We start from the raw sequence: 21,399 nt of genomic DNA, 5'->3' as shown, positions 1-21,399 counted from the left end.
TGGTTGAAGATTTCAGCCAGAAGAAGAGATCCAGCTGAGAATCTTGAAAAAATTAATAAATAGAGAAGTTACAGTTAGAAATTGTAGGGGAGATCTCGTTTTTCGCGACAATCTGGCGTATTTCTTGCCGATTCCAGGATTATTCCGTCCATAGTGTAAAACCCCGTTTACACATTCTGACGGAAGATATAGATTGGAAGGATTGCATTCACCAAGATAAGTATGGCAACACTGGAACAGACATGAATTATCAGAACGACGATTTACGCATCAAAGAAATCAAAGAGTTACTTCCTCCTGTCGCACTGTTGGAAAAATTCCCCGCTACTGAAAATGCCGCGAATACGGTTGCCCATGCCCGAAAAGCGATCCATAAGATCCTGAAAGGTAATGATGATCGCCTGTTAGTGGTGATTGGTCCGTGCTCAATTCATGATCCTGTCGCGGCTAAAGATTATGCCACTCGCTTGCTGGCGCTGCGTGAAGAGCTAAAAGACGACCTGGAAATCGTAATGCGCGTTTATTTTGAAAAGCCACGCACCACGGTGGGCTGGAAAGGGCTGATTAACGATCCGCATATGGACAACAGCTTCCAGATCAACGACGGTTTGCGAATTGCCCGTAAATTGCTGCTCGATATTAACGACAGCGGTCTGCCAGCGGCGGGCGAATTTCTCGACATGATCACCCCTCAGTATCTCGCTGACCTGATGAGCTGGGGCGCAATTGGCGCACGTACCACCGAATCGCAGGTGCATCGCGAACTGGCGTCTGGTCTTTCTTGCCCGGTAGGTTTCAAAAATGGCACAGACGGTACGATTAAAGTGGCTATCGATGCCATTAATGCCGCCGGTGCGCCGCACTGCTTCCTTTCAGTGACCAAATGGGGTCATTCGGCGATTGTGAATACCAGCGGTAACGGCGATTGCCATATCATTCTGCGCGGCGGTAAAGAGCCTAATTACAGTGCAAAACACGTTGCTGAAGTGAAAGAAGGGCTGAACAAAGCAGGCCTGCCAGCACAGGTGATGATCGATTTCAGCCATGCTAACTCGTCCAAACAATTCAAAAAGCAGATGGATGTTTGTGCTGACGTTTGCCAGCAGATTGCCGGTGGCGAAAAGGCCATTATTGGCGTGATGGTGGAAAGTCATCTGGTGGAAGGCAATCAGAGTCTGGAGAGCGGGGAGCCGCTGGCTTATGGCAAGAGTATCACTGATGCCTGCATTGGCTGGGACGATACCGATGCTCTGTTACGTCAACTGGCAAATGCAGTAAAAGCGCGTCGTGGATAATTTATAGTCAAATCGCCATGACTGTATGTTTGTAGGTCTGATAAGACGCGCAGCGTCGCATCAGGCAATGTGCTCCATTGTTAGCAACGACAAACAAAAAAGCCGACTCGCTTGCAGTCGGCTTTCTCATTATTAAACAAATGACGTTTACTTCGCTTTACCCTGGTTAGCGACAGCAGCTGCTTTCGCCGCGATCTCGTCAGCATTACCCAGATAATAGCGTTTCAGCGGTTTGAAGTTCTCGTCGAACTCATACACCAGCGGCACGCCAGTCGGGATATTTAGCTCAAGAATCTCTTCTTCGCTCATGTTATCAAGATATTTCACCAGCGCACGCAACGAGTTACCATGAGCGGCGATGATTACGCGCTCACCGCTCTTCATACGGGGCAGAATGGTTTCATTCCAGTAAGGGATCACGCGGTCAATGGTCAGCGCCAGGCTTTCAGTCAGCGGCAGCTCTTTCTCGCTCAGTTTCGCGTAACGCGGATCGTGGCCCGGATAACGCTCATCATCTTTAGTCAGTTCCGGCGGAGTCACCGCAAAACCACGACGCCACTGTTTCACCTGCTCGTCGCCATACTTTTCAGCAGTTTCCGCTTTGTTCAGACCCTGCAACGCACCGTAGTGACGTTCGTTCAGTTTCCAGGATTTCTCAACGGGCAGCCATGCCTGATCCAGTTCGTCCAGCACGTTCCACAGGGTATGGATAGCGCGTTTCAGCACAGAGGTGTAAGCAAAGTCAAAGCTGTAACCTTCCTCTTTCAGCAGCTTACCTGCTGCTTTTGCTTCGCTTACGCCTTTCTCAGACAGATCCACGTCGTACCAACCGGTGAAACGGTTTTCTTTGTTCCACTGACTTTCGCCATGACGAACCAGAACCAGCTTAGTTACAGCCATATACTTACTCCTCAAATCATCTTTTAATGATAATAATTCTCATTATATTGCCGTGACGAAGCAACAGCAATGCTTACGCATAACCATAGCGAAAATAGTGTCGCAGTGTAAGGTTGTTGTGAATATTGAGTTGCAAATATGTCGGTATTTGCTGGTGATTTGAACAATACGAGGATAAAGCCCTCATGACGAGGGCTTAACATTACTCAGCAATAAACTGATATTCCGTCAGGCTGGAATACTCTTCGCCAGGACGCAAGAAGCAGTCCGGCTGCGGCCATTCAGGGTGGTTCGGGCTGTCCGGCAGAAACTCGCTTTCCAGCGCCAGCCCCTGCCAGTCGGCGTAAGGTTCAGTTCCTCTTGATGGCGTGCCGCCGAGGAAGTTGCCGGAGTAGAATTGCAGAGCCGGAGCGGTGGTGTAGACCTTCAGCTGCAATTTTTCATCTGCTGACCAGACATGCGCCGCCACTTTTTTGCCATCGCCTTTGGCCTGTAACAAGAACGCGTGATCGTAACCTTTCACTTTGCGCTGATCGTCGTCGGCAAGAAACTCACTGGCGATGATTTTGGCGCTGCGGAAATCAAAAGACGTTCCGGCGACAGATTTCAGGCCGTCGTGCGGAATGCCGCCTTCATCAACCGGCAGGTATTCGTCCGCCAGAATCTGCAACTTGTGATTGCGCACGTCAGACTGCTCGCCGTCAAGATTGAAATAGACGTGATTAGTCATATTCACCGGGCAAGGTTTATCAACTGTGGCGCGATAAGTAATAGAGATACGGTTATCGTCGGTCAGACGATATTGCACCGTTGCGCCGAGATTACCCGGAAAGCCCTGGTCGCCATCATCTGAACTCAGGGCAAACAGCACCTGACGATCGTTCTGGTTCACAATCTGCCAGCGGCGTTTGTCGAACCCTTCCGGGCCGCCGTGCAGTTGGTTGACGCCCTGACTTGGCAACAGCGTCACGGTTTCACCGTCAAAGGTATAACGACTATTGGCGATACGGTTGGCATAACGACCAATAGAGGCCCCAAGAAATGCGGCCTGATCCTGGTAGCATTCCGGGCTGGCGCAGCCAAGCAGAGCCTCGCGGACGCTGCCATCGGAAAGCGGAATACGGGCGGAAAGTAAAGTCGCACCCCAGTCCATCAGCGTGACTACCATCCCTGCGTTGTTACGCAAAGTTAACAGTCGGTACGGCTGACCATCGGGTGCCAGTGCGGGAGTTTCGTTCAGCACTGTCCTGCTCCTTGTGATGGTTTACACACGTAAAAAGTCTCTTTAATACCTGTTTTTGCTTCATATTGTTCAGCGACAGCTTGCTGTACGGCAGGCACCAGCTCTTCCGGAATAAGCGCGACGATACAGCCGCCAAATCCGCCGCCGGTCATGCGTACGCCACCTTTGTCGCCAATCACAGCTTTTACGATTTCGACCAGAGTGTCAATTTGCGGCACGGTGATTTCGAAATCATCGCGCATAGAGGCATGAGACTCTGCCATCAACTCGCCCATACGTTTCAGGTCGCCTTTCTCCAGCGCGCTGGCAGCTTCAACGGTACGCGCGTTTTCGGTCAGGATATGACGCACGCGTTTCGCGACGATCGGGTCCAGTTCATGCGCAACAGCGTTGAACTCTTCAATGGTGACATCGCGCAGGGCTGGCTGCTGGAAGAAACGCGCACCGGTTTCGCACTGTTCACGACGGGTGTTGTATTCGCTGCCAACCAGGGTACGTTTGAAGTTACTGTTGATGATGACCACAGCTACGCCTTTCGGCATGGAAACCGCTTTGGTCCCCAGCGAGCGGCAGTCGATCAGCAAGGCATGATCTTTCTTGCCGAGTGCGGAAATTAGCTGATCCATGATCCCGCAGTTACAGCCAACAAACTGGTTTTCTGCTTCCTGACCGTTAAGCGCGATTTGTGCGCCGTCCAGCGGCAGATGATAAAGCTGCTGCAATACGGTTCCGACCGCGACTTCGAGTGAGGCGGAAGAACTTAACCCGGCACCCTGCGGCACGTTGCCGCTGATCACCATGTCCACGCCGCCGAAGTTGTTGTTACGCAGTTGCAGATGTTTCACCACGCCACGAACGTAGTTCGCCCATTGATAGTTTCCATGCGCGACAATGGGCGCATCGAGGGAAAACTCGTCAGTCTGATTTTCATAATCGGCTGCCATTACGCGAACTTTACGGTCATCGCGTGGCGCACAGCTAATGACGGTTTGATAATCAATCGCGCAGGGCAGAACGAAACCGTCGTTGTAGTCGGTGTGTTCACCAATCAAATTCACGCGGCCAGGCGCCTGAATGGTGTGAGTGGCAGGGTAGCCAAATGCGTTGGCAAACAGAGATTGTGTTTTTTCTTTCAGACTCATTTCTTACACTCCGGATTCGCGAAAATGGATATCGCTGACTGCGCGCAAACGCTCTGCTGCCTGTTCTGCCGTCAGATCACGCTGGGTTTCTGCCAGCATTTCATAACCGACCATAAATTTACGTACGGTGGCGGAGCGCAGCAGAGGCGGATAAAAGTGCGCGTGCAGCTGCCAGTGTTGATTCTCTTCACCATTAAACGGCGCACCGTGCCAGCCCATAGAGTAGGGGAAGGAGCACTGGAAGAGGTTGTCATAACGACTGGTCAGCTTTTTCAACGCCAGCGCAAGATCGCTGCGCTGGGCGTCGGTCAAATCGGTGATCCGCAAAACATGGGCTTTGGGCAGCAGTAGCGTTTCGAACGGCCAGGCAGCCCAGTAAGGCACTACGGCTAACCAGTGTTCGGTTTCGACAACGGTACGGCTACCGTCTGCCAGCTCGCGCTGGACATAATCCACCAGCATTGGCGATTTCTGCTCGGCAAAATATTCTTTTTGCAGGCGGTCTTCGCGCTCAGCTTCGTTAGGCAGGAAGCTATTTGCCCAAATCTGTCCGTGCGGATGCGGGTTAGAGCACCCCATCGCTGCACCTTTGTTTTCAAATACCTGCACCCACGGATAGGTTTTTCCCAGCTCTGCGGTTTGCTCCTGCCAGGTTTTGACGATTTCCGTCAATGCCGCAACGCTGAGTTCTGGCAGTGTTTTACTGTGATCAGGTGAAAAGCAGATCACCCGGCTGGTACCGCGCGCGCTCTGGCAACGCATCAACGGATCGTTGCTTTCTGGCGCGTCTGGCGTGTCAGACATCAAGGCCGCAAAGTCATTGGTAAAAACGTAAGTCCCGGTGTAATCGGGGTTTTTATCGCCTGTCACCCGCACATTACCTGCGCAGAGAAAGCAATCTGGATCGTGCGCAGGTAACACCTGTTTGGCTGGCGTTTCCTGCGCCCCCTGCCAGGGGCGCTTAGCGCGGTGCGGTGAAACCAGAATCCATTGCCCGGTGAGCGGGTTGTAGCGGCGATGTGGATGATCAACGGGATTAAATTGCGTCATGGTCGTTCCTTAATCGGGATATCCCTGTGGATGGCGTGACTGCCAGTGCCAGGTGTCCTGCGCCATTTCATCGAGTGTGCGCGTTACGCGCCAGTTCAGTTCACGGTCGGCTTTGCTGGCGTCCGCCCAGTAGGCTGGAAGGTCGCCCTCGCGACGCGGTGCAAAATGATAGTTAACCGGTTTGCCGCAGGCTTTGCTGAAGGCATTAACCACGTCCAGCACGCTGCTGCCTACGCCTGCGCCGAGGTTGTAGATGTGTACGCCAGGCTTGTTCGCCAGTTTTTCCATCGCCACGACGTGACCGTCCGCCAGATCCATTACGTGGATGTAATCGCGTACGCCAGTACCGTCTTCGGTCGGATAATCGTTACCAAAAATAGCCAGCGAGTCGCGACGGCCTACAGCAACCTGGGCAATGTACGGCATCAGGTTATTCGGAATGCCTTGCGGATCTTCGCCCATATCGCCCGACGGATGCGCGCCAACCGGGTTGAAGTAGCGCAGCAGGGCAATGCTCCAGTCCGGCTGGGCTTTTTGCAGGTCGGTGAGGATCTGTTCCACCATCAGTTTGCTTTTGCCGTAAGGGCTTTGCGGTGTGCCGGTCGGGAAGCTTTCAACGTAAGGAATTTTGGGCTGATCGCCATAGACGGTGGCGGAGGAGCTGAAGATAAAGTTTTTGACGTTAGCGGCGCGCATGGCGCTAATCAGGCGCAGAGTGCCGTTGACGTTGTTGTCGTAATATTCCAGCGGTTTTTGTACCGATTCGCCAACGGCTTTCAGCCCGGCGAAGTGGATCACGGTGTCGATAGCGTGATCGTGCAGGATCTCGGTCATCAACGCTTCGTTACGGATATCGCCTTCAACAAACGTTGGATGTTTGCCGCCTAAACGCTCGATAACAGGCAGTACGCTGCGCTTACTGTTACAGAGGTTATCAAGAATGATGACATCATGACCGTTTTGCAGTAATTGCACACAGGTATGACTTCCAATGTAACCGCTACCACCGGTAACCAGAACTCTCATAATTCGCTCCATTAGGCTTATGGTATGAAATAACCATAGCATAACAAAGATGCGAAAAGTGTGACATGGAATAAATTAGTGGAATCGTTTACACAAGAATTTAGCCGTTTTTTATGCGCGATTAAGTGATTATAAAACAGAGGGTTTATGAATGATTGCGCTTTTTATCTGAAAAAAAGATGCGGTTTTATGCCTGGATGCGTCGAACCGTGGGCCGGATAAAGCGTTTACGCCGCATCCGGCACAGTCAGCATTACCGACTCAATTTATTTTTGTCAGCGCATAACGATAGAGGTCACCGTCTGGCACGAACTCCAGACGATGGGTAATACAGGCAGGCGCATCTTCCGCATGGTGCGAAACAAACAATAATTGCGTTTCACCTTCGCTAATTAGCACGTCAACAAAACGGCGGATAAGCTGGCGATTGAGCGGATCCAGCCCCTGTAGTGGTTCATCGAGAATAAGCAAAGTCGGATGTTTCACCAGTGCGCGGACGATCAGCGCCAGGCGTTGTTGCCCCCAGGAAAGACTATGGAAAGGGGCGTCAGCCGTGCGTTTATCAATGCCGAGAATATCCAGCCACTGCTGCACCAGCTTTTGCTGGCGATCCGAAACGGCCTGATAAATGCCAATCGAATCAAAATAGCCAGAAAGGATCACATTACGCACGGTAGTGCTGACCCGGTAATCCAGATGCAAACTACTGCTGACGTAACCGATATGCTTTTTAATATCCCAGATGGTTTCGCCGCTGCCGCGACGTCGGCCGAAAAGCGTCAAATCGTTGCTGTAACCTTGCGGATGATCGCCAGTAATCAGGCTTAATAATGTCGATTTTCCCGCGCCATTTGGCCCGATAATTTGCCAGTGTTCGCCAGAATTCACCTGCCAGCTAAGGTTATTAAGAATGGGGCGATCGTTATAAGAAACCACGCCGTTGTTCAGCACAATGCGCGGTTCGTTGGCGGGTAAGGCGTGACGTGCTGAAGGTTCATCCGGCTCCGGCAGTTGCACACCTTCAAGCTGTTCGCTATGCGCCAGTTGCGCGACGAGTGCTTGCTGGAGCAGTTCCTCTTTAGCGCCAGTTTCCGCTAACGTGCAATCCGCCAGCACACCAGCAAACTGGACAAATTCCGGGATCTCATCGAAGCGATTGAGCACTAGTACCAGAGTAATACCGGACTGATGTAACGAGGCGAGTAATTCTGCCAGCTGCTGACGTGAGGCAACGTCAAGACCATCGAACGGTTCATCAAGAATCAATAAGGCAGGCTTCGACATCAGCGCCTGACAGAGCAGGGTTTTACGCGTCTCGCCAGTGGAAAGATATTTAAAACGTCGGTCGAGCAGGGCGGTAATGCCGAACTGCTGTGCCAGTTGCGCACAACGCGGTGCATCCTTAACTTCATCCTGAATGATCTCAGCCGTGGTGCGCCCGGTGTCATCTTCGCCAGGGCCGAGCATATCGGTGTTATTCCGCTGCCATTCGTCACTGACGAGCTTTTGCAATTGCTCGAAGGAGAGACGAGTGATGTGGGAAAACTGGCTTTGCCGTTCACCTTTCAAAAGCGGAAGTTCACCGGCCAGCGCGCGGGCCAGCGCCGACTTACCGCTGCCATTAGAACCGACAAACGCCCAACTATCACCCGCGTTTAACGTTAGCTGAGGCAATTGCAGCGTTTTTGTGTCGCTAAGACGAAACGTGCCTTGCAAAATTTGCAACGATGACATTTTATATCCCATTTTTTGCAGCGATTACTGACAGGGATACGTGTTTCATAACAAATTGTCAACACGCTTAGCACAGTGTGGCGATAATCACGCTGTCGGCATTAAAGTAGGCCGTGACATTCTGTCCTTGCTCAAGAGAAGCCGCTTCATTTACCGGCACCGTGGCGCACAAGGTTTGCCCGTCGGGTAGCGCCATTAATACTTCGCACTGTTCTGCGCCGCGCTCTATATGGCGAATAATGCCCGGCAATTGGTTGTCGGCACTCTGGGCTACGGTGTCATCTTGGGTAATGTTCACCCACGGCGCTTTCAGCAGAATCAACACTTCTTTGCCTTCATCCAGCCCCAGACGCGCGCCACTTTGCGCGGTAATCGCGACTTTTAAGCGTGTTTTGCCGTCGGCCAGTAAGACATCAACATGCTGTTGAACGTCATCATGATCGCGGGCTGTGATGGTACCGAACCACTGGTTACGGGCGCTGGTTTGCAGTGAAAAACGTGAGATCGCGGCCAGCAGGCTGTTCAGCGGCAGGGCGTCATCGTCACTTAACACATCAAAGGCTTTTTGCTGGATCTGGGCGAGAAGATCGTAAAGCTGAATCAGTCGTTGACCATAGCGGGTCAGCACAGCACCGCCACCGCCTTTTCCGCCCGTAGCTCGTTCAACCAGCGTATGCTCACTTAACTGATTCATTTCGTTAATGGCATCCCAGGCGCTTTTATAGCTGATACCGGCATCTTTCGCCCCCTGGCTGATGGAACCGGAAAGCGCGATGTGTTTTAGTAGCGAAATGCGGCGTGGGTCGGCAAAGAGCTTTTGTTGCAGCTTAAGAGTGAGAAGGATTTCGGCCTGCATAACAATGTCCTGGCAAAAGTCTTATTGTGACGGAAAATGAGCGCCACGCAAAGCTGACCGCACAAAAGGGGAGTGCTTTTCTGTGCTTAACGGTTAGAATAGTCACAGGACTACATCTGGAGTTGACCATGTTAGAGTTATTAAAAAGTCTGGTATTCGCCGTAATCATGGTACCTGTCGTGATGGCCATCATCCTGGGTCTGATTTACGGTCTTGGTGAAGTATTCAACATCTTTTCTGGTGTTGGTAAAAAAGACCAGCCCGGACAAAATCATTGATTCCATGAATGCCCGCTGAGTCGGGCATTTTCTTTTTCTCAACTTCCTGCTTTTCCTGCCGATATTTTTTCTATCTACCTCTCAAAGGTTAACAATAACTGCTGGGAAAATTCTGAACTTGCCGTTATATTGACGCCTACATAACGTTAAATAAAGGGGTTACAAATGGCTCGTAAATGGTTAAACCTGTTTGCCGGGGCGGCGCTCTCTTTCACTGTTGCTGGCAATGCGTTGGCGGATGAAGGGAAAATCACGGTTTTTGCCGCAGCATCACTGACCAACGCGATGCAGGATATCGCTACGCAGTATAAAAAAGAGAAAGGCGTAGACGTCGTTTCTTCTTTCGCCTCCTCTTCTACTCTGGCTCGTCAGATTGAAGCAGGTGCGCCTGCGGATCTGTTTATTTCTGCCGATCAGAAATGGATGGATTATGCAATTGATAAAAAAGGAATTGATACCGCCACGCGTCAAACCTTGCTCGGCAATAGCCTGGTCGTTGTAGCACCGAAAACCAGCGAGCAGAAAGAGTTCACCATCGACAGCAAAACTAACTGGACCTCTCTGCTGAATGGCGGCCGCCTGGCGGTTGGCGATCCGGAACATGTTCCGGCTGGCATTTATGCGAAAGAAGCTCTGCAAAAACTGGGCGCATGGGATACGCTCTCCCCGAAACTGGCTCCGGCAGAAGATGTTCGTGGGGCGCTGGCGCTGGTCGAACGTAATGAAGCGCCGCTGGGTATTGTCTACGGTTCTGACGCAGTTGCCAGCAAAGGGGTAAAAGTGGTCGCCACTTTCCCGGAAGGTTCGCATAAAAAAGTGGAATATCCGGTTGCCGTCGTGGAAGGGCATAACAACGCGACAGTGAAAGCATTTTACGATTATCTGAAGGGACCGCAGGCTGCGGAAATCTTTAAACGTTACGGATTTACAACTAAGTAATGATACTGACCGATCCAGAATGGCAGGCGGTTTTATTAAGCCTGAAAGTTTCTTCCCTGGCTGTGCTGTTTAGCCTGCCGTTTGGGATCTTTTTTGCCTGGTTACTGGTGCGTTGCACGTTTCCGGGCAAAGCTCTGCTCGACAGCGTACTGCATCTACCGCTGGTGTTACCGCCCGTGGTTGTCGGTTACTTGCTGTTAGTTTCTATGGGACGGCGCGGATTTATCGGCGAACGCCTGTATGACTGGTTTGGCATTACCTTCGCGTTTAGCTGGCGCGGCGCGGTTCTCGCTGCCGCAGTCATGTCTTTTCCGTTGATGGTGCGGGCGATTCGTCTGGCGCTGGAAGGGGTTGATGTCAAACTGGAACAGGCCGCAAGAACGCTGGGGGCTGGGCGCTGGCGTGTTTTCTTTACTATCACGTTACCGCTGACGTTGCCGGGAATTATCGTCGGTACAGTACTGGCATTTGCTCGTTCGCTCGGTGAATTTGGTGCAACCATCACCTTTGTTTCTAACATTCCAGGTGAAACGCGAACCATTCCTTCTGCCATGTATACCCTGATCCAGACCCCAGGCGGTGAAAGCGGCGCGGCGAGACTCTGCATTATTTCTATTGCGCTGGCGATGATCTCCCTGTTGATTTCAGAATGGCTGGCCAGAATCAGCCGTGAACGGGCGGGGCGCTAATCATGCTGGAACTGAATTTTTCCCAGACCTTGGGCAACCATTGCCTGACCATTAATGAAACGCTGCCCGCCAATGGCATCACTGCTATCTTTGGCGTCTCCGGTGCCGGAAAAACTTCGCTGATTAACGCCATTAGTGGACTGACGCGCCCGCAAAAAGGGCGGATTGTCCTCAATGGTCGGGTACTAAATGATGCCGAAAAAGGTATCTGCCTGACGCCGGAAAAGCGTCGCGTTGGCTATGTGTTTCAGGATGCACGGCTGTTCCCGCATTACAAAGTGCGTGGCAATCTGCGCTACGGCATGTCGAAAAGTATGGTCGATCAGTTTGATAAGCTGGTGGCGCTTTTAGGCATTGAACCGTTGCTTGACCGTTTACCGGGCAGCCTGTCCGGGGGCGAAAAACAGCGTGTGGCAATTGGTCGGGCATTGCTGACGGCTCCGGAATTATTATTGCTGGATGAACCACTGGCGTCGCTGGATCTTCCGCGCAAACGCGAGCTATTGCCTTATCTGCAACGGCTGACGCGGGAAATCAACATTCCGATGCTGTATGTCAGTCATTCGCTGGATGAAATCCTCCATCTGGCGGACAAAGTGATGATACTGGAAAACGGCCAGGTGAAAGCTTTCGGGGCGCTGGAAGAAGTGTGGGGCAGTAGCGTGATGAATCCGTGGCTGCCGAAAGAGCAACAAAGCAGCATTCTGAAAGTAACGGTACTGGAACATCATCCGCGTTACGCAATGACCGCGCTGGCGCTGGGCGATCAGCATTTATGGGTTAATAAGCTGGATGAACCGCTGCAAGCCGCGCTACGCATCCGCATCCAGGCTTCCGATGTTTCTCTGGTTTTACAACCGCCGCAACAAACCAGCATCCGCAATGTGCTGCGCGCAAAAGTCGTCAATAGCTATGACGATAACGGCCAGGTGGAAGTGGAACTGGAAGTCGGCGGTAAAACGCTGTGGGCGCGAATAAGCCCGTGGGCCAGGGATGAACTGGCGATCAAACCTGGCCTGTGGCTATACGCGCAAATTAAAAGTGTGTCGATAACCGCCTGATTAAATCAGGTGGCTATAAATAAACTGGGCGATGCTGTCGGTGGTATTGTCACCAATCACGATATTGGCGCGTGCTTTTACCGCGTCATCGGCATTGCCCATCGCTACACCCGTTCCGGCAGCTTCCAGCATACTGATATCATTGAAGTTATCGCCGAATGCGACTACGTTTTCCATCGACCAGCCTTGCGCCTCAACCCATTTCGTCAGGCGTTTGCCTTTACTGTTGCCGCCGCGTGCAATATCAACCTGATCGTGCCAGGACCATTCACACTCCAGACCCAACTCATGTTCAACATGCTTACCAAAATGCTGTAACTGCGGCAGGTCATCGTGCGTCAGAGCGAACTTCCACACGGCGTTAACTTGTTGCGCCGTTTCAGCCAGAGAAGCGACTTGTGTGAAAGTCGGGCGTTGTTCCGGCGGCAAAGTCTGCGCCCAGTTAGACGTGCGAATGACATGTCCGGTCGGATGCTCATAGACCATTGCGTCATCCACATACATCAGACCGTGAATGTGGTGTTCATTCAGCATCTCGATGAGTTGCAGGGCTTTGTTAACGGGCATTGGATCGGCTTCAAGCACAGTTTTTGCATGATAATCATACAAATAGGTGCCATTACAGCAAATAGCAGGTGTATCCAGCGCCAGCGCCTGATAAAAAGGATGAATAGCGACGTGATGGCGACCCGTGACGATAATCAATTGGTAACCTGCTTCGCGAGCGCGGGCAAGCGCTTCAATCGATGAGGGAAGCAGAGTCTTTTTCGGGGTCAATAAGGTGCCGTCTAAGTCGAGAGCAATCACGCGTGTGGTCATGGCGTTTTCCAGATTAAGGTTAAGAATTTTCGTCTGCGCGAATGGTACACCGATACCACTATCGGACAAAATTCTGCGTTTTAATTCAGCATTCACCGCCAAAAGCGACTAATTTTAGCTGTTAAAGTCAGTTGCTAAATGCAAAGGAGCATTCATGAAGCAAACAGTTTATATCGCCAGCCCTGAGAGCCAGCAAATTCACGTCTGGAACCTGAATCATGAAGGCGTGCTGACGCTGACACAGGTTGTCGATGTGCCGGGGCAGGTGCAGCCGATGGTGGTCAGCCCGGATAAACGTTACCTCTACGTTGGCGTTCGTCCCGAATTTCGCGTTCTGGCGTATCGCATTGCACCAGATGATGGCGCACTGACATTTGCCGCAGAGTCTGCGCTGCCGGGTAGCCCGACGCATATTTCCACCGATCACCATGGGCAGTTTGTCTTTGTCGGCTCTTATAATGCGGGGAATGTGAGCGTAACGCGACTGGAAGATGGCCTGCCTGTGGGCGTTGTCGATGTGGTTGAGGGACTGGACGGCTGTCATTCCGCCAATATTTCACCAGATAACCGCACCCTGTGGGTTCCGGCATTAAAGCAGGATCGTATTTGCCTGTTTACGGTCAGCGATGACGGTCATCTGGTGGCGCAGGACCCCGCAGAAGTGACTACCGTTGAAGGGGCCGGTCCGCGTCATATGGTGTTCCATCCAAACGAACAATATGCATATTGCGTCAATGAGTTAAACAGCTCAGTGGATGTCTGGGAACTGAAAGATCCGCACGGCAATATCGAATGTGTCCAGACGCTGGATATGATGCCGGAAAACTTCTCCGACACCCGTTGGGCGGCTGATATTCATATCACCCCGGATGGTCGTCATTTATACGCCTGCGACCGTACCGCCAGTCTGATTACCGTTTTCAGCGTTTCGGAAGATGGCAGCGTGTTGAGTAAAGAAGGCTTCCAGCCAACGGAAACTCAGCCGCGCGGCTTTAATGTTGATCACAGTGGCAAATATCTGATTGCCGCCGGGCAAAAATCGCACCATATCTCGGTATACGAAATTGTCGGCGAGCAGGGGCTGCTGCATGAAAAAGGCCGCTATGCGGTAGGGCAGGGGCCAATGTGGGTTGTGGTGAACGCACACTAACCGCTGATTTACCCGGCGCTGAATCTCCTGCGCCGGGAGTATTAGCCCATCTCCTGTAACGCGTGTCTCTGGCGTTCGACGATATTGGTCCACAAATTGTCTTTATCGTCAGTCCATAAATTAATCAGCAAGGCAAAAAAGCGTTCTGCTGCTGGAGAAAGTACGGCATCTTTACGGCGAATTATTCCCAATGTCCGACGTATAACGGGTTCCACCAATGGGATACCAATAATCGAAGAATAGGGCGCATGAGGCATTGCCAGGCCAGGAAGCGCCGAAATCCCCAGTCCCGCTTCCACCAATCCTAATGACGTCGAAAGATGACGCACTTCATAAAACCAGTCCAGTTTCCAGGGCTTGTTGGACAATTTTTGCTCAATTAGCAGTCGGTTGCCGCTGGAGGAACGCACGCCAATCATTTTGTAACCTACTAACTCCTGCCATTCCACCAGCTGCTTTTTGGCCAATGGATGGTCACGCCGACAGGCCAGCACGAACGGCTCATTGACCAGTGGGGTAAAGTCAATGGATGAATTTGTGACATTGTTCATGTTTATGCCAAAGTCAGATTCATTGCACAGCACCGATTCCATGCAATTATTCGTACCTTGTTCCAGAATCCGCACTTTAATATTGGGATACAGCTCATTAAATTTACCGATTGCCAGTGGTAAAAAATAAAATACGGCGGTCGGAATACATGCTAACGTCACCATACCACGATGATAAGCATTCATATCACGAATACTAAAAAGCGTTTCATCGAATTTCTTTATTAATTCCCGCGCCTCCGGGAGCAACCTTTTTCCTGCTTTTGTTAACGTAACCTTGCGAGTTGTACGCTCAAAAAGTTGAATATGTAAATCTTCTTCCATCTTTTTTATTCTTCGCGTTAATGCAGGTTGCGTAATATTGAGTAATTTAGCGGCATTGTTAAATGAACTGGACTCTGCCAGTATGACAAATGCCTTCATACCTGATAATTCATGCTTCATTATTACTCCGAAAAATGGATGCGGTGCATTTTAGTGATTTACAGTTAAACAGTTTAACTGCAATTTAATCACTTAAATTAATGAAAAAATGTTATTAATCGTGGAGCTAAAGTCATTAGAGATGCTTTGCCCTTAATGTAACCATATCGCAATAAGTTATGTTTTTAAATTGAGGGCATTATTATGAAAAAAATACCCTGCGTGATGATGCGAGGTGGAACCTCGAGGGGCGCGTTCCTGTTAGCGGAACATTTACCCGAAGATCAAACGCAGCGCGATAAAATATTGATGGCAATTATGGGTTCCGGTAACGATCTGGAAATAGACGGTATCGGCGGCGGTAATCCGCTGACCAGTAAAGTCGCCATTATTAGCCGTTCCGACGATCCGCGTGCTGATGTCGATTATCTGTTTGCTCAGGTTATCGTCCATGAGCAGCGTGTTGATACGACACCAAACTGCGGCAATATGCTGTCTGGGGTTGGGGCATTCGCCATTGAAAATGGTTTGATTGCAGCGACATCACCGATCACCCGTGTGCGTATCCGCAACGTCAATACTGGTACGTTCATCGAAGCTGATGTGCAAACGCCAAATGGTGTTGTCAAGTACGAGGGTAGCGCCAGAATTGATGGTGTGCCAGGGACAGCCGCACCGGTCGCTCTCACTTTCCTGAATGCAGCAGGAACAAAAACCGGAAAAGTCTTCCCGACTGATAAACAGATTGATTATTTTGACGATGTTCCAGTGACCTGTATTGATATGGCGATGCCAGTCGTCATTATTCCGGCTGAATATCTGGGCAAAACAGGCTATGAATTACCGGCGGAACTGGATGCCGACAAAGCATTATTAGCCCGCATTGAATCTATCCGTCTGCAAGCGGGTAAAGCAATGGGCTTAGGCGATGTTAGTAATATGGTTATCCCTAAACCTGTGCTTATTTCTCCAGCGCAGAAAGGCGGGGCAATTAATGTGCGTTATTTTATGCCGCATTCTTGCCATCGCGCACTGGCGATAACTGGCGCTATTGCCATTTCCAGTAGCTGTGCATTGGAAGGCACCGTCACCCGACAAATCGTCCCTTCTGTGGGGTACGGCAATATCAATATTGAACACCCCAGTGGTGCGCTTGACGTTCATTTAAGTAATGACGGTCAGGATGCCACAACGTTACGTGCATCTGTTATTCGGACGACCAGAAAAATATTTTCCGGTGAAGTTTATCTTCCCTGAAAAATTTCGTTGTCGTGATAAGGACAATCAATAAAGGACTTCTGTATGAGTCATACAGAAAGAACAGGATTTTAAATGAATAAGAAATCGTTATGGAAGCTAATTCTGATATTAGCGATCCCATGTATTATTGGCGTTATGCCAGCCCCGGCAGGATTAAGCGAACTGGCATGGGTACTTTTTGGTATTTACCTGGCGGCGATTGTGGGGCTGGTTATCAAGCCTTTCCCGGAACCTGTCGTACTGTTAATTGCCGTTGCTGCCTCGATGGTGGTGGTCGGTAACTTATCCGACGGTGCGTTTAAAACCACCGCCGTATTAAGCGGTTACTCTTCAGGTACCACCTGGCTGGTGTTCTCGGCGTTTACCTTAAGCGCCGCATTTGTGACCACCGGCTTAGGCAAACGTATTGCCTATTTGCTGATTGGTAAAATTGGTAGCACTACCCTGGGTCTGGGTTACGTTACGGTATTCCTTGATCTGGTACTCGCTCCGGCTACGCCTTCGAATACCGCGCGTGCGGGCGGTATTGTATTACCGATCATCAACAGCGTGGCGGTGGCTTTGGGGTCAGAACCGGAAAAAAGTCCGCGTCGTGTTGGACATTACCTGATGATGTCCATTTACATGGTCACCAAAACCACCAGCTATATGTTCTTTACCGCAATGGCGGGGAACATTCTGGCGCTGAAAATGATCAACGACATTCTGCACCTGCAAATTAGCTGGGGTGGATGGGCGCTGGCCGCCGGATTGCCGGGCATCATTATGCTGCTGGTTACTCCGCTGGTGATTTACACCATGTATCCGCCAGAAATTAAAAAGGTGGATAACAAAACCATCGCCAAAGCGGGCCTTGCTGAACTGGGGCCGATGAAAATCCGTGAAAAAATGCTGCTCGTTGTCTTTGTGCTGGCACTGCTGGGCTGGATTTTCAGTAAGAGCCTGGGTGTTGATGAATCTTCAGTGGCAATTGTTGTTATGGCGACCATGTTGTTGCTGGGCATTGTGACCTGGGAAGACGTGGTTAAAAATAAAGGCGGCTGGAATACCTTAATCTGGTACGGCGGTATTATCGGCTTAAGCTCATTATTATCGAAAGTGAAATTCTTCGAATGGTTAGCTGAAGTCTTTAAAAATAACCTGGCATTTGATGGTCACGGTAACGTTGCTTTCTTCGTTATTATTTTCCTTAGCATCATCGTGCGTTATTTCTTCGCTTCCGGTAGTGCCTATATCGTTGCCATGTTGCCGGTATTTGCCATGCTGGCGAACGTCTCCGGCGCACCGTTAATGTTAACCGCGCTGGCACTGTTGTTCTCCAACTCCTATGGCGGCATGGTTACTCACTATGGTGGCGCGGCTGGTCCGGTCATCTTTGGTGTGGGTTACAACGATATTAAATCTTGGTGGTTGGTTGGTGCGGTACTGACGATATTAACCTTCCTGGTGCATATCACCCTTGGCGTATGGTGGTGGAATATGCTGATCGGCTGGAACATGCTGTAAATATACTCGTCATACTTCAAGTTGCATGTGCTGCGTCTGCGTTCGCTCACCCCAGTCACTTACTTATGTAAGCTCCTGGGGATTCACACGCTTGTCGCCTTCCTGCAACTCGAATTATTTAGAGTATATCCCTTCATTATTTTTCTGCGCACTTCACGGTGCGCAGATATCTGGAGCATTTGATGATCAAGTTATCTGAAAAAGGCGTGTTTCTCGCCAGTAATAACGAAATAATTGCCGAAGAACATTTCACCGGCGAAATAAAAAAAGAAGAAGCAAAAAAAGGCACTATTGCCTGGTCAATACTCTCTCTCATAATACGTCCGGAAATATGGATAAACTTAAAATTAAGTTTGATTCATTAGCCTCTCACGATATTACCTTTGTTGGTATTGTACAGACCGCTAAAGCGTCCGGTATGGAACGTTTCCCGCTGCCGTATGTGCTGACCAACTGCCATAATTCACTCTGTGCTGTGGGCGGCACTATTAACGGTGATGACCATATTTTTGGTTTATCGGCAGCCCAGCGTTATGGCGGTATTTTTGTGCCTCCGCATATTGCGGTCATCCATCAATATATGCGTGAAATGATGGCAGGCGGCGGCAAAATGATCCTCGGGTCAGACAGCCACACCCGTTACGGTGCATTAGGGACAATGGCAGTCGGTGAGGGCGGCGGCGAGCTGGTAAAACAACTGCTTAATGACACCTGGGATATCGACTATCCGGGCGTGGTTGCGGTGCATCTGACCGGAAAACCTGCGCCGTATGTGGGGCCGCAGGATGTGGCGCTGGCTATCATCGGTGCCGTGTTCAAAAACGGTTACGTCAAAAACAAAGTGATGGAATTCGTAGGTCCCGGTGTTGCTGCGCTCTCTACCGATTTCCGTAACAGCGTTGACGTGATGACCACTGAAACTACCTGTTTAAGTTCTGTCTGGCAAACCGATGAAGAAGTGCATAATTGGCTGGCGCTGCACGGTCGCGGCCAGGATTACTGCCAGCTTAATCCTCAGCCAATGGCGTACTACGATGGCTGCATCAGCGTTGATTTAAGTGCCATCAAACCGATGATTGCGCTGCCGTTCCACCCGAGCAACGTGTATGAAATCGACACGCTGAACCAGAATCTGACTGACATTCTGCGTGAGATTGAAATTGAGTCCGAACGCGTGGCGCACGGTAAAGCCAAACTCTCGCTGCTGGATAAAGTGGAAAATGGTCGCCTGAAAGTGCAGCAGGGGATTATCGCTGGCTGTTCTGGCGGTAACTATGAAAACGTTATCGCCGCAGCAAATGCGCTGCGCGGTCAATCCTGTGGCAATGACACCTTCTCGCTGGCGGTTTACCCGTCATCACAGCCGGTGTTTATGGATCTCGCCAAAAAAGGTGTGGTAGCAGATTTGATTGGCGCAGGCGCAATCATCAGAACTGCGTTCTGCGGCCCATGCTTTGGCGCGGGCGATACGCCAATCAACAACGGTTTGAGTATTCGCCACACCACGCGTAACTTCCCGAACCGCGAAGGCTCTAAGCCAGCCAATGGGCAGATGTCAGCGGTGGCGTTGATGGACGCTCGCTCTATCGCTGCGACTGCGGCAAACGGTGGCTATTTAACCTCTGCCAGCGAACTCGATTGCTGGGACAACGTGCCGGAGTACGCCTTCGATGTAACGCCGTATAAAAACCGTGTTTATCAGGGTTTTGTGAAAGGGGCGACTCAGCAACCGCTGATCTACGGACCGAACATTAAAGACTGGCCGGAATTAGGCGCGCTGACTGACAATATCGTCCTCAAAGTGTGCTCGAAGATCCTCGACGAAGTGACCACCACTGACGAATTGATTCCTTCCGGTGAAACCTCTTCGTATCGTTCAAATCCAATTGGTCTGGCGGAGTTTACCCTGTCACGCCGTGATCCGGGTTATGTTGGCAGAAGTAAAGCCACTGCCGAGCTGGAAAATCAGCGTCTGGCGGGGAATGTCAGCGAACTGGCAGAGGTGTTTGCGCGCATTAAGCAGATTGCTGGTCAGGAAAATATTGATCCGCTGCAAACTGAAATTGGCAGCATGGTCTATGCGGTCAAACCAGGCGATGGTTCTGCGCGTGAGCAGGCGGCGAGTTGCCAGCGTGTGATTGGCGGTCTGGCGAATATTGCCGAGGAGTACGCGACTAAACGCTACCGTTCTAACGTCATCAACTGGGGGATGTTACCGCTGCAAATGGCGGAAGCACCGAATTTTGACGTAGGTGATTACATTTACATCCCTGGCATTAAAGCGGCGCTGGATAATCCAGGTACGACGTTTAAAGGTTATGTGATCCATAAAGATGCGCCGGTAACGGAGATTACGCTCTATATGGAAAGTCTGACTGCTGAAGAGCGCGAGATTATCAAGGCGGGTAGTTTGATTAACTTCAATAAAAACCGTCAGATATAGCAGAGCAAGGGATACCAATGTTTTCATTGGTATCCCTCTCATACAGCAATTATATTTCTATCAATTAATTATTATCCATTCGATTAATGGTATGCGTCACATTATTTATCCACATTGTGGATGTGTTGGTGTTTTAATATAACCAATGATGATGAATATTGTAAATTGTTACTAAGAAATGATTTCTCTGTCGCAATAATATGTCTATCTTAAAGATGCTTTGGCGAGATATATGGCTCCATGGTTACAATTGTAGTAAGGGAGTTTGATGATATTTTTGTATCGTAATTTAAAGATGCAATATTCAAAATGATTGCTTATATATCTATTGTTACATAGCTATTGATAACAGGTGGTTTTATGAAGTGGGGTATGTATTTATTCTTTTTATCATTATTGCAGATTCTATTTCTGATAAAAATGAAGTCTTTATCTAAAGCGTGTAAAATTGAAAATAGCTATTTAGTTATGCAGCCGGTATCTTTACCTATAAAAATTTTCACCAGCAGTTTGTGTATAATGGCATTTTCATTTTTTATCGGTTTTATTCGCAATTGTCAAGTCGTAACTGAAAATAATATACACTTTTTAACAGGTATGGATAATCTGATGGCATGGTTGCTTGGAAGTGGATTAATGGTTGGCATTAGTGGTTTGCTAATACCCTATTTTTTTATCAAAGCTATCGAAATTTCAGACAAAGGGATTGTGATTGAAAATGTGGATGTCCCATACTCATTAAAAAAATTTTCTGCAGGAAATAACGTCAGGGTATTTATTCAGTTTTATTTGAAAGGGAAAAAATATGTTTATGCGACGACCAGCAAAAATGAACTGGAGTGGGAGACTAAAGCGGAAGGGATAAATTTTCCTGAAACAGATGCTAAAAAAAGATTAATTAGTGTATTGGAGCGAAATAAGAAAAACGCTAAAGTTATTTTCTTTCCGTTATCGATAAAAATTGCAGCGGTTTTATTTGTCATGATGTTAATATTGACTTTCATGACTTTATAATTCCGGATGAGATGTATACA

18 protein-coding genes and 1 pseudogene are annotated in these 21,399 nt (G+C 49.8%); 10 read left to right on the top strand and 9 right to left on the bottom strand.

What is annotated here, in order from left to right; genetic code table 11:
* Positions 1-242: 242 nt before the first annotated feature.
* Complete coding sequence (aroG, locus tag FEK50_RS15060) at positions 243-1,295, top strand: 3-deoxy-7-phosphoheptulonate synthase AroG (protein WP_131161682.1); 1,053 nt, start codon at positions 243-245, stop codon at positions 1,293-1,295.
* A 147-nt stretch (positions 1,296-1,442) separates the two neighbouring features.
* Here aroG and gpmA read toward each other — a convergent pair whose 3' ends face one another.
* The 7 genes from gpmA to modE form a co-directional block, all read right to left on the bottom strand.
* Entirely contained in the window at positions 1,443-2,195 is a 753-nt protein-coding gene (gpmA, locus tag FEK50_RS15055) for a 2,3-diphosphoglycerate-dependent phosphoglycerate mutase (protein WP_001295305.1), read from the bottom strand.
* Between the two features lie 202 nt (positions 2,196-2,397).
* Entirely contained in the window at positions 2,398-3,438 is a 1,041-nt protein-coding gene (galM, locus tag FEK50_RS15050) for a galactose-1-epimerase (protein WP_059321515.1), read from the bottom strand.
* Entirely contained in the window at positions 3,432-4,580 is a 1,149-nt protein-coding gene (gene galK / locus FEK50_RS15045) for a galactokinase (RefSeq protein WP_131161683.1), read from the bottom strand. Before galK ends, galM begins: the two co-directional genes overlap by 7 nt.
* A 3-nt stretch (positions 4,581-4,583) precedes the next feature.
* Positions 4,584-5,630: a galactose-1-phosphate uridylyltransferase gene (gene galT / locus FEK50_RS15040; RefSeq protein ID WP_000191508.1), complete on the bottom strand. Its 1,047-nt coding sequence runs from the start codon at positions 5,628-5,630 to the stop codon at positions 4,584-4,586.
* Positions 5,631-5,639: 9 nt separating this feature from the next.
* Positions 5,640-6,656 carry a UDP-glucose 4-epimerase GalE gene (gene galE / locus FEK50_RS15035; RefSeq protein WP_001265443.1) on the bottom strand — a complete coding sequence of 339 codons (1,017 nt, stop codon included), beginning with the start codon at positions 6,654-6,656 and terminating at the stop codon, positions 5,640-5,642.
* Between the two features lie 261 nt (positions 6,657-6,917).
* Complete coding sequence (gene modF, locus FEK50_RS15030) at positions 6,918-8,390, bottom strand: molybdate ABC transporter ATP-binding protein ModF (RefSeq protein WP_131161684.1); 1,473 nt, start codon at positions 8,388-8,390, stop codon at positions 6,918-6,920.
* Positions 8,391-8,457: 67 nt separating this feature from the next.
* Positions 8,458-9,246, bottom strand: coding sequence for a molybdenum-dependent transcriptional regulator (gene modE, locus FEK50_RS15025; protein WP_130214929.1), 789 nt, complete (start codon positions 9,244-9,246; stop codon positions 8,458-8,460).
* A 128-nt stretch (positions 9,247-9,374) separates the two neighbouring features.
* Between modE and acrZ the strand changes: the two genes are divergently transcribed.
* From acrZ to modC, 4 genes are all read left to right on the top strand, one after another.
* On the top strand, positions 9,375-9,524 hold the full coding sequence (gene acrZ / locus FEK50_RS15020) for a multidrug efflux pump accessory protein AcrZ (protein WP_000891515.1): 150 nt from the start codon (positions 9,375-9,377) through the stop codon (positions 9,522-9,524).
* A gap of 165 nt (positions 9,525-9,689) precedes the next feature.
* Complete coding sequence (gene modA / locus FEK50_RS15015) at positions 9,690-10,463, top strand: molybdate ABC transporter substrate-binding protein (RefSeq protein ID WP_130259794.1); 774 nt, start codon at positions 9,690-9,692, stop codon at positions 10,461-10,463.
* Entirely contained in the window at positions 10,463-11,152 is a 690-nt protein-coding gene (modB, locus tag FEK50_RS15010; protein WP_000604034.1) for a molybdate ABC transporter permease subunit, read from the top strand. Before modA ends, modB begins: the two co-directional genes overlap by 1 nt.
* Before the next feature lie 2 nt (positions 11,153-11,154).
* Positions 11,155-12,213 (top strand): molybdenum ABC transporter ATP-binding protein ModC, encoded by a 1,059-nt coding sequence (gene modC, locus FEK50_RS15005; protein WP_131161685.1) that lies wholly within the window; start codon positions 11,155-11,157, stop codon positions 12,211-12,213.
* Here modC and ybhA read toward each other — a convergent pair whose 3' ends face one another.
* Positions 12,214-13,032 carry a bifunctional pyridoxal phosphate/fructose-1,6-bisphosphate phosphatase gene (gene ybhA, locus FEK50_RS15000; protein ID WP_000213425.1) on the bottom strand — a complete coding sequence of 273 codons (819 nt, stop codon included), beginning with the start codon at positions 13,030-13,032 and terminating at the stop codon, positions 12,214-12,216. It abuts the gene before it with no gap.
* Positions 13,033-13,186: 154 nt separating this feature from the next.
* On the opposite strand from ybhA, the gene pgl reads away from it, so the two are divergent.
* Complete coding sequence (gene pgl, locus FEK50_RS14995) at positions 13,187-14,182, top strand: 6-phosphogluconolactonase (protein ID WP_130209934.1); 996 nt, start codon at positions 13,187-13,189, stop codon at positions 14,180-14,182.
* Between the two features lie 41 nt (positions 14,183-14,223).
* On the opposite strand, the gene FEK50_RS14990 is transcribed toward pgl, so the two are convergent.
* Positions 14,224-15,177: a LysR family transcriptional regulator gene (locus FEK50_RS14990; RefSeq protein WP_131161686.1), complete on the bottom strand. Its 954-nt coding sequence runs from the start codon at positions 15,175-15,177 to the stop codon at positions 14,224-14,226.
* Between the two features lie 183 nt (positions 15,178-15,360).
* Here FEK50_RS14990 and FEK50_RS14985 point away from each other — a divergent pair, with 183 nt between their 5' ends.
* The 4 genes and pseudogenes from FEK50_RS14985 (at position 15,361) to FEK50_RS14970 (ending at position 21,379) form a co-directional block, all read left to right on the top strand.
* Positions 15,361-16,413 carry a 4-oxalomesaconate tautomerase gene (locus FEK50_RS14985; RefSeq protein ID WP_130209938.1) on the top strand — a complete coding sequence of 351 codons (1,053 nt, stop codon included), beginning with the start codon at positions 15,361-15,363 and terminating at the stop codon, positions 16,411-16,413.
* A 75-nt stretch (positions 16,414-16,488) separates the two neighbouring features.
* Complete coding sequence (locus FEK50_RS14980) at positions 16,489-17,922, top strand: anion permease (RefSeq protein ID WP_130259791.1); 1,434 nt, start codon at positions 16,489-16,491, stop codon at positions 17,920-17,922.
* 182 nt (positions 17,923-18,104) lie between these two features.
* A pseudogene (locus tag FEK50_RS14975) lies at positions 18,105-20,365 on the top strand (hydratase).
* Positions 20,366-20,725: 360 nt separating this feature from the next.
* The gene (locus FEK50_RS14970) at positions 20,726-21,379 is read left to right on the top strand and encodes a hypothetical protein (RefSeq protein WP_131161687.1); all 654 of its coding nucleotides are present in this window, start codon (positions 20,726-20,728) and stop codon (positions 21,377-21,379) included.
* Positions 21,380-21,399: the final 20 nt, after the last annotated feature.

The sequence above is a fragment of the Escherichia sp. E2586 genome, from assembly GCF_005781105.1.
In the GTDB taxonomy this organism is placed as follows: Bacteria; Pseudomonadota; Gammaproteobacteria; order Enterobacterales; family Enterobacteriaceae; genus Escherichia.
The sequence above is the reverse complement of the archived record's forward strand: the minus strand, read 5'-3'. Positions and strand labels throughout refer to the sequence as shown.

What these genes read in the sequence shown, in the direction of transcription:
- galT (WP_000191508.1), bottom strand. Translation starts at nt 5,630, where the DNA reads ATGACGCAATTTAATCCCGTTGATCATCCACATCGCCGCTACAACCCG.
- modB (WP_000604034.1), top strand. Translation starts at nt 10,463, where the DNA reads ATGATACTGACCGATCCAGAATGGCAGGCGGTTTTATTAAGCCTGAAA.
- acrZ (WP_000891515.1), top strand. Translation starts at nt 9,375, where the DNA reads ATGTTAGAGTTATTAAAAAGTCTGGTATTCGCCGTAATCATGGTACCT.
- ybhA (WP_000213425.1), bottom strand. Translation starts at nt 13,032, where the DNA reads ATGACCACACGCGTGATTGCTCTCGACTTAGACGGCACCTTATTGACC.
- galE (WP_001265443.1), bottom strand. Translation starts at nt 6,656, where the DNA reads ATGAGAGTTCTGGTTACCGGTGGTAGCGGTTACATTGGAAGTCATACC.
- modF (WP_131161684.1), bottom strand. Translation starts at nt 8,390, where the DNA reads ATGTCATCGTTGCAAATTTTGCAAGGCACGTTTCGTCTTAGCGACACA.
- modC (WP_131161685.1), top strand. Translation starts at nt 11,155, where the DNA reads ATGCTGGAACTGAATTTTTCCCAGACCTTGGGCAACCATTGCCTGACC.
- aroG (WP_131161682.1), top strand. Translation starts at nt 243, where the DNA reads ATGAATTATCAGAACGACGATTTACGCATCAAAGAAATCAAAGAGTTA.
- FEK50_RS14970 (WP_131161687.1), top strand. Translation starts at nt 20,726, where the DNA reads ATGAAGTGGGGTATGTATTTATTCTTTTTATCATTATTGCAGATTCTA.
- FEK50_RS14990 (WP_131161686.1), bottom strand. Translation starts at nt 15,177, where the DNA reads ATGAAGCATGAATTATCAGGTATGAAGGCATTTGTCATACTGGCAGAG.
- galK (WP_131161683.1), bottom strand. Translation starts at nt 4,580, where the DNA reads ATGAGTCTGAAAGAAAAAACACAATCTCTGTTTGCCAACGCATTTGGC.
- FEK50_RS14985 (WP_130209938.1), top strand. Translation starts at nt 15,361, where the DNA reads ATGAAAAAAATACCCTGCGTGATGATGCGAGGTGGAACCTCGAGGGGC.
- FEK50_RS14980 (WP_130259791.1), top strand. Translation starts at nt 16,489, where the DNA reads ATGAATAAGAAATCGTTATGGAAGCTAATTCTGATATTAGCGATCCCA.
- pgl (WP_130209934.1), top strand. Translation starts at nt 13,187, where the DNA reads ATGAAGCAAACAGTTTATATCGCCAGCCCTGAGAGCCAGCAAATTCAC.
- gpmA (WP_001295305.1), bottom strand. Translation starts at nt 2,195, where the DNA reads ATGGCTGTAACTAAGCTGGTTCTGGTTCGTCATGGCGAAAGTCAGTGG.
- modE (WP_130214929.1), bottom strand. Translation starts at nt 9,246, where the DNA reads ATGCAGGCCGAAATCCTTCTCACTCTTAAGCTGCAACAAAAGCTCTTT.
- modA (WP_130259794.1), top strand. Translation starts at nt 9,690, where the DNA reads ATGGCTCGTAAATGGTTAAACCTGTTTGCCGGGGCGGCGCTCTCTTTC.